The sequence below is a fragment of the Acidobacteriota bacterium genome (assembly GCA_019347945.1).
GTDB lineage: Bacteria > Acidobacteriota > Thermoanaerobaculia > Gp7-AA8 > JAHWKK01 > JAHWKK01.
This window is the reverse complement of sequence record JAHWKK010000030.1, coordinates 25,090-34,511: the sequence shown is the minus strand read 5'-3', so window position 1 is coordinate 34,511 and position 9,422 is coordinate 25,090. Positions and strand designations below refer to the sequence as shown.

Genomic DNA, 9,422 nt, shown 5'->3' with positions numbered 1-9,422 from the left:
ACTCTTCACTCTTCACTCTTCACTCTTCACTCTTCACTCTTCACTCTTCACTCTTCACTCTTCACTCTTCACTCTTCACTCTTCACTCTTCACTCTTCACTCTTCACTCTTCACTCTTCACTCTTCTTTTCTCACTCCGCCGGGGTAGCCTGACCCACGCCCGCGATCCTGGTCGACTGATAGACGGCTTCGACTGAATAGATCAGGAGTCCCGTCCAGACGAATACGAATCCGAGCAGCTTCGACTGCGATACGACCTCGCCGTACACCAGCGTGCCGATCAGAAACTGGATCGTCGGTGCGATGTACTGCATCAGACCGACGGTCGTCAGGGTGACGCGTCTGGCCGCCGAAGCGAAAAGGAGAAGCGGCGTAGCGGTGGCGATCCCGACCGACACCAGAAGCAGCGTGAAACCGGCCCCCAGATGGCCGAAGGTTCCGACTCCGACATATTCGAGGTAGAGGAGATAGAGGATCGCGAACGGGAGTACCACGAGGGTCTCGACGGTCAGTCCCTGAAGCGAGCCGAGCGAAGCGGTCTTCCGGATCAGGCCGTACACCCCCCAGGTCCCCGCGAGCGAGAGTGCGATCCAGGGAAACTCGCCGTGCGAAAAGGTCAGCCAGAGCACGCCGACGAGTGCGAGCGCGAACGCTCCGATCTGGAGAGGGCGCAACCGTTCCCGCAGAAAGAGCATCCCGAGGAGCGAGATCAGAAGGGGAGAGATGAAGTAACCGAGACTGGTCTCGACGATGTGCCCGGTATTGACGGCCCAGATGTAGATCCCCCAGTTGACCGAGAGGAGCACCGAGGACACGGAAAAGGTGAGCAGCGTTCTCCGGTCTTGGAGCGCGGGTCCGAGCCAGGCGAGATTTTGCCGGACCGCCAGGATGAGAACGACGAAGACGAGCGACCACACCATTCGGTGGGCGAGGATCTCGGTCGGGCTCGCCGCGATGAGCGCTTTCCAGTAGACCGGAAGGAGTCCCCAGAGGACGTAGGCCCCGGCGGCAAAGAGGACTCCGCGACGGGATTCCGGGTCGTGGCGCGTATTCATTGCCCGCGAGCAAACCGGAAAACCCTCCGCGAATTTCGGCTTTCGGTCCTGAGAGCCAGGCAAGGCCGCGAAGGTTAGCCGTAGCGGACGAGGGCTGACGCCCGACGGTCATCCGAAATGCGAAAGCCGGGGGTAAGATGTTGGGATGAGACACGCACTCCTGTCGTTCCTGCTCCTCGCCACCGTTCCAACCCTCGCGCAGCCGGTCCCCGACCAGGTCGACCCTCGTATCGCGCAGCTGATCAGCGCCGTGTCGGCCGAGCGCATCGAGGCCGACATCGAAAAGCTCGTCAGCTTCGGGACCCGGCACACCCTCTCCGAGACGGAGTCGGATACACGTGGCATCGGAGCGGCGCGCCGCTGGATCGAGGCGGAGTTCCGGCGAATCTCGAATGACTGCGGAGGATGTCTCGAGATGGTCGTGCAGAGCTCGTTCGTCGAAGGTGAGCCGCGGATTCCCAACCGGACTGAGATCGTGAACGTCTTCGCAATCCTGAGGGGCACCGAATTTCCCGACCGCTACGTGATCATGAGCGGCGACATCGATTCGCGCGTCACCGACCCGCTCGACGGCACTTCCGATTCCCCTGGAGCGAACGACAACGCGAGCGGGATGGCGGGCGCGATCGAAGCTGCCCGAGTGCTGTCGAAGCATCGCTTCTCGAAGTCGATCATCCTCGCCGGACTCTCGGGCGAAGAACAGGGACTCTTCGGAGGACGGGAGATGGCCCGGGTCGCCAAAGCCGAGGGTTGGACGATCGAAGCTGTACTCAACAACGACATGATCGGCAACATCTCCGGCATCAACGGAGTCATCGACAACACCACCGCCCGTGTCTTCTCGGAAAGCCCCGCCGCGGGAACCACGGAAGAGGAGCTCCGGAGAATGCGATTCTTCGGCGGCGAAGTGGACAGCCCGTCGCGACAGCTCGCGCGCTACGTCGACGCGATCGCGGATCGTCACTTCCCGGATCTCGACACGATGATGATCTACCGGCTCGACCGTTTCGGGCGCGGAGGTCACCATCGCCCGTTCAACGACGCCGGCTTTCCGGGTGTCCGGATCATGGAGACCAACGAGGACTACACGCGGCAGCATCAGGATCTCAGAACCGAGGATGGCATCGAGTACGGCGACGTGATCGAAGGCGTCAACTTCGATTACGCGCGCAAGCTGACCGCACTCAACGTCGCCACGCTGGCATCTCTCGCCTGGGCGCCGCCACCTCCGTCGAATGTCACGATCGCCGGCGCGGTGGAGCCCTCCGCGCGGCTCGCCTGGAGTGCTAGCGAAGGGGAGGGACTGGCGGGTTACAAGGTCTACTGGCGGCTGACGACTTCTCCCACATGGGATCACTGGACGTGGGTCGGGAAAGCAACGTCCAAGGAGATGACGAACCTCGTCGTCGACAACTACTACTTCGGAGTGGCCTCGGTTTCGGACAAGGGTCACGAGAGCGTCGTCGTCTTTCCAACGCCGACACGCTGAGGGGTCGGCCGCACGAACGTGTGCTGAGGCATGGTCCGGGCTTCAGACGGGGCGGAGCGAGCTCATCCGGTTCCGCTCGGGGCAGAAGGTTCTCCCGCCTGAAGCCCGAATCCTGCCCCGGGCTTTCGCGCGCTACTCTTCGTCGAAGACGAACAGCTCCTGACCGGCTTTTTCGTTGAGACATTTCGCCAGGGCCGGCCCGTCGAGGCTACCCGCATGGCGACGTCCGGGAGCCGTGGAGCTCTGAGCGAAGCAGGTGTCGAAATGATCGGTGACGACGACCTCGCATGGCCGGTCGCCCTCGCAAATCTCGATCAGATGCTCTCGAACCTCGTTCCTGGACTCATTGAAGCTGTAGGCCTTGAACCCGACGATTGCACCGACGACTACGACTGCTACGAGAAAATTTTTCATGGCGCCCTCCGATGTCAAAAAGCAGGCAGGTCCAAGCTACATCGCAATCTTCCAGTCGGGGAGTCATCGGAGGGAGAGCGGTCGGGTTACCGATTGATAGGCACTGTGGACATGCTCCTGCGGCGCGTTCACGTTAACCGCGAGAGCGGGTGTCGTAAGTCAACGTGACGTGGGGCCGGATCGTTTGCTCTCGCCACAAACAAACCCACGTCATCCTGAGCAAATGATCGACGCTACGCGCCGGTGATCGGAAATGAAAAATGGAGCCCGCAAAAGTCCGCACCCCATGCTCAAACCGACGTCGTCCCGAGCGGGCGGTCGGGTGGGCAAGCGAGGGACCTTGCAGGGTGGGACATCAGGCCAAGCGAAGCGCTGCAAAAGGTCGAAGTCCACGCAATTTCGTGGTCGTTTCATCCTGAACCGCCGAAGGACGGTGAAGGATCTGGGGGGCGGTCGTGAACCAGCGTGATCAGTGCCTGTCAGTGGTGACTCACGAACCCCCGCCCAGATTCTTCGCCCGCGCTTCGCCGGGCTCAGAATGACGTGGCCGCAAACTGCCGGCTGTGCGCTTACTGCGTCGAGGAAGGGGTATCGGTGGTCGTCGCGGTAGCGGCTCCGCTCGAGCCGTTTGAAACCGGGCGGATCTCGACCTGATTGAGCTCGAAGAGGGGAATCAGCAGCAGATCCCGTCGTGAGTCGAATCCGATGTCTGCGGGTGACTGCAGGTTCTCGATCAGCGGGACGAATTCTCCGTCTCCAGTCCGCTCGTAGATCGTCTCTCCTTCCCAGGAGGAGACGAAGATGCGGCCATCCCGGGTGGCAGCGATGCCGTCGAGTCCGCCGGAGGGGAGCGTCACGGTGTCCGCTTTCGACCCTCCGTCGACGCGGTAGAGCTCGTTGCTGCTGAAGCTGACTGCCCAGACGTTGGATCCGTCCACGAGGATACCGTTCGGTCCGTTCAGATCGGTGCTGGCGACGACCTGGCTCACCTCACCCTCGGGGGAGATCCGGTAGATGGCATCAGTTCCCGTTGATTCGAACCCCGACGCCCCGAGTTTCATACCGCTGTCGGACGCGTAGGCCGTGTCGTCCGGTCCGGCGGCGAGATCGTTCATGAATGTGGCGCCCGGAATCTCGATCGCTCCGGCCGGAACGCCCGACCTCCTATCGAATCTTCGAATGCGCGTGATGTCGGTGACCCAGAGCTCATCACCGATGATGGCCATCCCCTTCGGAGCATCGAGAGCGACTCCTTCCGCCGTTCCGTCGATCCACTTCGACCGGACCTCGCGGTCGTCCCCATCGATCCGGGAAATGTAACCGTTGCCATCGGTCTCGAGCGGGGAGCCGTTGATGTTGCTCACGAAATAGACATCCTGTTCCGCGTCGTACAGGACCGACTCGGGGGTCTGGAATCCTTCGGAGAGCGTTGCCGCCGTCTCGAAATCGACGGGCGGCTCCGTCCGGATGACCGACGATATCGGATCAGCGACTTCTTCGCTCTCGCCGCACGCGATGGACAGAACGGCGATCATCGAAATCACGAGTGAGGATCTCAGTGACATTTTCTTCTCCTTAGTTTCGAGTTTCCCGCTTCTGCAATGGCGGTACCGCTCTCCCGACTGCAAGCGGGGCATCGACCACCGGCTGTCGAGACCGGCGACGAAGGAGATCATATCGTCGGAGATGCTGGGAGTCCTGGTATGGCGGCGGAAGGCGTCAGTCCCGATGGACGACGATCCAGCCTGCGACCGGCACCGCGATCAGCGCGAGCACGGCCAGCACGGAGAGGGTGACGATCGGAGTCGTGAGTGAGATCCCGCTGAAAATGGCGGTGATCTCGGGGAGGAGCCAGTCGCCGAGCAGGGTCACGATCAATCCTACAGCGACGAGAAGCGTGATCCCCTGGCCGAAAACGAGTGCCCGGCGGGTCCTGGTCTCGGCATCGCCGCGAAGCCGGATCTGCATCCGCCACCACATCGTTCCCGAGGAGGGGATCCGGGCTTCCGACAGGGTGGTCGCCCGATCGTCGAGAAGCGCGCCGGCGATCGCCTCGAGGTCGCGGCAGTCGGCGCACTCCTCCAGATGATGCGAGAGCTCCGTCGTGACGTATCCCGCCTGCAGGGCGTCCAGCAGATCCGTTTCACGCGCACACTGGCGGCTCATGATCCACTCTCCAGCGAACGGCGGATTCGGTAATCCTCACCGAGGATTCCGGCGAGCTTTCGCCGGGCGCGGAGGAGGAGTGTTCGGATGCTGATGCTTCGCAGCCCGAGCACGGCGGCGATCTCGTCGTGCGAATCGCCCTGGACGTAGGCGAGCCACAGAATCTGCCGCTGGATCGGATCGAGCTGCTCCATCGCCTGCGCGAGATCGGTTCTGGACTCGGTGCTCGAGGCGAGGTCAGCCGTCTTCCGGTCTTCCACCTGCGATTCAGCGGTATCCGACAGCGAAACCTGCTGTCGCTTTCTCGAACGGCGTCCCGAATCACGCATCAGGTTCGTCGCAATCTGGAAGAGAGAGTTTCGTCTGTGCGACTCATTCTGATGAGTTGCACCAGCCCGGAGGAATCGGAAGTAGGCCTCCTGGAGCAGGTCGTCCGCGAGGTCGTGGCTTCCGGTGGTGCGCATCAGATATGCCCAGAGAGGTCGTGCGGTTCGTTCGTAGAACGCCCGGAATTCTGATTCATCCATGGCAAAGCCGGTCTCTTCGCGGTCGGTCGCCCTGGAGAGAGTGAGTTCGGACAAGGCCAGTTGGATGCTCATCGTTCGAATCTTCTCATGTCGGGCTGCGGGGTCAAAGGAGCTCCGAGGACGCGGGGGAAGGCTCTGTAGATTCCCACAGGCCCAGCCTTCGCGACAGATAGAGGGAGAGGAAGCCTGAGCCGATGAATCCAGCGCCGAGGCAGGCTGCAATGACGCCCATTGCGAGAAGCGACTGCGATTCCTCGGCGGCGAATCCGAGCCCGCTCACGACCGACAGTCCGATCGCGCCCGCGACGATGACGACTCCGAGCTGAACCGACCAGAGAATGCGCGTCACCGGCAGATTCTTAGGCGCCTGCGATTGGACGTTGATGGGTGCCGACTCGAGAAACTTTCGTCCCGCCGGGGTTCCGACGTAGGCGATCAGCTCCTCGTTCGTCGTGAACCGGTCCAGGATCTTGTTGTGAACCTCGCTCTGCGTGCGGGAAAGCCGCGACCACCGCCGCTGCTCGATGATCGTCCGGATCAGCCACACGATCGCGAGTGCCACGATGAGAAACGTCGCCATGATCGCCAGACTCTCGACCACTTCCCCGAGGAGACTTTCCGGGCGGGGGGGGGTGGGGTCGCCGAGGTAGAACTTCGGATCGTGCCGGATCTCCGGGTGCTGCTCGAGAAATGCTCCGAGCTGTGGGTAGGTCGAAAGATAGTCGGGATTCGAGAGCAGCGTCGGATCGAGCTGGAGAACGGTGGTCAGCGCCGGGGGACTCCGTCGCAGGATCTGGTGGAGCTCGGTCCGAATGTCGTAGCTGCTGCGAAGCTCGGGCTGTTCGGGGGCCGGGGCGTCCTGGCTCTCCGGCGCGGTTGTGGTCGTCGTCTCGGGAGCGGGGGTCTCGGTCTCCTGCGCGAAGAGTCCGAATGAGAAGAGCAGAAGTGACGTCGTCAGAAGGATTTTGAGCTTGCCGTTCATGGCTGTGTGGCCTCCGTTACCCGCTAATACGCACCGGGTCCCGCATGGTGGACGAAACAACGGAAGATCAGCCAAGCGACCTCTTTGGATTGTGCGGCCCGGCAGTCCTTTGCTCTCACGGCGTCAGGGGCGCGGGACGAGCTTGCGCGATGCAACATTTCACCGGGAGGGCGAAGCTCCTGCTGAGCCGCACCGTCGCGAGATGGCAGAATGTTCGTTCAGGGAAGAGATCGAGAGTTGGCTGATGGAAGATCGGTTTAAGGCGACTTTACGGTGGCGTTCTCCCGTGCGGCTCGGCAGGCGCCTCGCCCTCCCGGGGCTTGGGAACGGCGCGGGTTTCAGGTGGCCTGTTCAAGAATCGCGGCTCGCCGGAGGCTCGCCCTCCCGGTGGTACGGTAGCGCGAGCTCGGGTTCAGGAACGTCCGGGTCGGGTTCGCACATCGAGGATCCTTTCGATCAGCGGTGCTCGCGATCCGTCCGCCGCACATGGAAAGCGTTCAGGGTGACCCGCTGGCCGCCGCCCTCGTGCGGTTTCGTCACTGTCTCGGTTGGCTCGAGCGGGTCGAACCCATGGTCTGCGAGCCTCGCGTCGAGCTCCGCCGCATCGAAGAGAACACTGGGGTGCCCTTCGCGAATCTCGTAGACGTTCGGAGATTCGATGGGATGGCCGTGACGTCCGGTCAGGTCGGTTCCGACTCCGAAGTGAGCGACGAGAAGCAGCCCTCCGGGGCGGAGAACACGCGCGGTCTCGCCAATCGCGAGGTCCCATTCCTCGAGACTCGTCGCCTGCTGGTAGATACCGAGCGCGATGATGAAATCGAAGGAGCGATCCGTGAACCGGGAAAGATCCGTCATCGGAAGAAGATGGACCCTCCTGAGCGCCTCGGCTTTTCCCACGGTCGTTGCAAGCCTTCGCGTCGTCTCCTCGACCATCGGGCGGGAGAGATCCGTCGCGTGAACGTCGCATCCACGCTCGGCGAGAAAAACCGTGTTCCGCCCCGCTGCGCATCCGAGATCAAGGAATCGAACCGAGCCGGGATCCTCCATCGCGTCGACGATCGACACCAGCCGGAGATCCGGCTCACGCGCCGCAAAGTCGGCGACCTGCTCCGGCTCGTTCCATCGTGGGTTCAGCGTTGGTTCCGTCGAGCGCATCCGGAAGGCATGCTACACGGAGACGGGTGGGACGCCGCTCAGTCGGGAGCGAGCTCGTAGAAAAACATGATGATCAGAATCGCCACACCCAGCAGTCCCTCGGCAATCAGAGCAATGGCCCTCAGTGGTCCGACCCACGATGCGGCGTAGACGTACGAGACGCCCGCGAGGATCGTGAGGCAGAGGACGAACACCCTGAGAACCGCGCCGCGATCTTCCATTGCAACCATCGTCGTCAGCTCCCGAAGGAATCGGTGAGCGACGACGATGAAGACGATGATTGCGAAGAGTGGCGAGCTCGGACCGAGCACGTCGGTGCTGAGAAAGAAGTCGTATGCGCCGTGAAGAACAACGGCGAGAGCGAAGACCACGTCGATTCGCTCGAGCGGCTCACGAGCGCGAGCTCCGTCCCAGTACGCGACCGCCACCAGACCGGTGAGCGCCATGTGGAGGAAGTTGGCGGTGAGGAATCGGGCGATGGCGATCGAGAGGGAGAAGTCATGGAAGTAGCCGAGATTCTCCTCGGCCGCGAAGCCGAGCCCGACCATCGCTCCGCAGATCAGCGCCTCCACCCGTGATCGCCGCTTTCTCAGCAGCGGCATCAGAACGAGAAACGCCAGAAACTTGCACAGCTCCTCGCGAAGGCCCACCCCGAATACGAAAAAGATCGCGTCGGGGACGGGCGCGCCGGTCCGTGTGAAACCGAGAATCTCGTCCTCGATGAGGATCAGTACCAGCGTCGGGTAGATGCTCAGTATGCCGAGGATGAAGGCGAGCACGTAGAGGCGGGTGCGGCCGGGGACCCGTTGTCTCGCGAGCCCCATCCGGGCTCCGATCGTGAACCAGAGGGCCGCCGCGACGAGGGCGAGGAACGCGGGCCACAGACGGGTTCCCTCGAATCCCGAGGGCCAGATCAGAAGCAGAACCGCGGGCCAGTTTCGATCGTGTATGGCGAGGCGGACACGCTCGGTCATTCCGACGGCCGGAGCCCAGCGAGGATCGTTCAGACGTGCACGGATCCAATCCCAGTCCTCGAGCTCGAAACGAATCGCAAGGGCGTTTTGGAGGTCGGTGGGATCCTGAAAACTCATCCCCTCCCGCTCGAAGTGCGATGCCGCGCTCTCCAGATCGCCGTCGGCGAACGCGGCACGACCGAGGAGCCGGTGCGCATATCGATGCGGGGGATTCGCCGACGCAAGCGCTTCGACGGGCGCCGGATCGGGGTCGACCTGCAGAACTCTCGCCCCGTACCAGAAGGTTCCGAGCGTCGTCGTTCCCTCGCTGAGGTCCGGATGCTGAAGCACCTCGATCGCGCTCGCGTGGGATCCGGGAAGAGTGCCGGTGTGAGCGAGAGCCGTCGCGCGATTGTCGACGAACGCGATCATCACTCTCGTTCCGGCTCCCGGCAAGACGAGCAGCTCGCGATAGATGGCGTCCGCCTTCGAGTAGAGCCCGCGTTCGGAGAGTCTCGCGGCGGTTTCCTCCGGGCTGTCTCCGGTGAGCGATGTGAACCACGCGACCCATGCCATCGCGGCCGAGACCAGAAGGAGAACCGCCACCTGAACGAGCAGGCCTCGCAGAGCCCGATTGTGACGAAGCCGGTGCCGCAGCAGCGAGACCATCCGGGAATCATA

General features: G+C 62.7%; 9 protein-coding genes. 1 reads left to right on the top strand and 8 read right to left on the bottom strand.

The annotated features are described in order from the left end of the window. Positions 1–131: 131 nt before the first annotated feature. The gene (gene rarD, locus KY459_15025) at positions 132–1,055 is read right to left on the bottom strand and encodes an EamA family transporter RarD (GenBank protein MBW3566022.1); all 924 of its coding nucleotides are present in this window, start codon (positions 1,053–1,055) and stop codon (positions 132–134) included. Between the two features lie 145 nt (positions 1,056–1,200). Between rarD and KY459_15020 the strand changes: the two genes are divergently transcribed. After that, positions 1,201–2,544 (top strand): M28 family peptidase, encoded by a 1,344-nt coding sequence (locus KY459_15020; GenBank protein ID MBW3566021.1) that lies wholly within the window; start codon positions 1,201–1,203, stop codon positions 2,542–2,544. Positions 2,545–2,676: 132 nt separating this feature from the next. Here KY459_15020 and KY459_15015 read toward each other — a convergent pair whose 3' ends face one another. From KY459_15015 to KY459_14985, 7 genes are all read right to left on the bottom strand, one after another. Beyond that, positions 2,677–2,958 (bottom strand): hypothetical protein, encoded by a 282-nt coding sequence (locus KY459_15015; protein MBW3566020.1) that lies wholly within the window; start codon positions 2,956–2,958, stop codon positions 2,677–2,679. A 569-nt stretch (positions 2,959–3,527) separates the two neighbouring features. Next, complete coding sequence (locus KY459_15010; GenBank protein ID MBW3566019.1) at positions 3,528–4,523, bottom strand: SMP-30/gluconolactonase/LRE family protein; 996 nt, start codon at positions 4,521–4,523, stop codon at positions 3,528–3,530. Positions 4,524–4,677: 154 nt separating this feature from the next. Further along, a complete protein-coding gene (locus tag KY459_15005) occupies positions 4,678–5,124 on the bottom strand; it encodes a hypothetical protein (protein ID MBW3566018.1) in 447 nt (148 codons plus the stop codon). Continuing rightward, positions 5,121–5,723: an RNA polymerase sigma factor gene (locus tag KY459_15000; GenBank protein MBW3566017.1), complete on the bottom strand. Its 603-nt coding sequence runs from the start codon at positions 5,721–5,723 to the stop codon at positions 5,121–5,123. The genes KY459_15005 and KY459_15000 overlap by 4 nt, the downstream gene beginning before the upstream one ends. A gap of 31 nt (positions 5,724–5,754) precedes the next feature. Beyond that, positions 5,755–6,633, bottom strand: a complete 879-nt coding sequence (locus KY459_14995; protein MBW3566016.1) for a hypothetical protein — start codon at positions 6,631–6,633, stop codon at positions 5,755–5,757. A gap of 456 nt (positions 6,634–7,089) precedes the next feature. After that, positions 7,090–7,788, bottom strand: a complete 699-nt coding sequence (locus KY459_14990) for a class I SAM-dependent methyltransferase (GenBank protein ID MBW3566015.1) — start codon at positions 7,786–7,788, stop codon at positions 7,090–7,092. A 38-nt stretch (positions 7,789–7,826) separates the two neighbouring features. After that, positions 7,827–9,410 carry a PrsW family intramembrane metalloprotease gene (locus KY459_14985; GenBank protein ID MBW3566014.1) on the bottom strand — a complete coding sequence of 528 codons (1,584 nt, stop codon included), beginning with the start codon at positions 9,408–9,410 and terminating at the stop codon, positions 7,827–7,829. Between the last annotated feature and the right edge of the window lie 12 nt (positions 9,411–9,422).

Excerpts from the sequence above, each read along its gene's own strand:
- KY459_15020 (MBW3566021.1), top strand. The coding sequence starts at position 1,201 with ATGAGACACGCACTCCTGTCGTTCCTGCTCCTCGCCACCGTTCCAACC.
- rarD (MBW3566022.1), bottom strand. The coding sequence starts at position 1,055 with ATGAATACGCGCCACGACCCGGAATCCCGTCGCGGAGTCCTCTTTGCC.
- KY459_15000 (MBW3566017.1), bottom strand. The coding sequence starts at position 5,723 with ATGAGCATCCAACTGGCCTTGTCCGAACTCACTCTCTCCAGGGCGACC.
- KY459_15010 (MBW3566019.1), bottom strand. The coding sequence starts at position 4,523 with ATGTCACTGAGATCCTCACTCGTGATTTCGATGATCGCCGTTCTGTCC.
- KY459_15015 (MBW3566020.1), bottom strand. The coding sequence starts at position 2,958 with ATGAAAAATTTTCTCGTAGCAGTCGTAGTCGTCGGTGCAATCGTCGGG.
- KY459_14985 (MBW3566014.1), bottom strand. The coding sequence starts at position 9,410 with ATGGTCTCGCTGCTGCGGCACCGGCTTCGTCACAATCGGGCTCTGCGA.
- KY459_14995 (MBW3566016.1), bottom strand. The coding sequence starts at position 6,633 with ATGAACGGCAAGCTCAAAATCCTTCTGACGACGTCACTTCTGCTCTTC.
- KY459_14990 (MBW3566015.1), bottom strand. The coding sequence starts at position 7,788 with ATGCGCTCGACGGAACCAACGCTGAACCCACGATGGAACGAGCCGGAG.
- KY459_15005 (MBW3566018.1), bottom strand. The coding sequence starts at position 5,124 with ATGAGCCGCCAGTGTGCGCGTGAAACGGATCTGCTGGACGCCCTGCAG.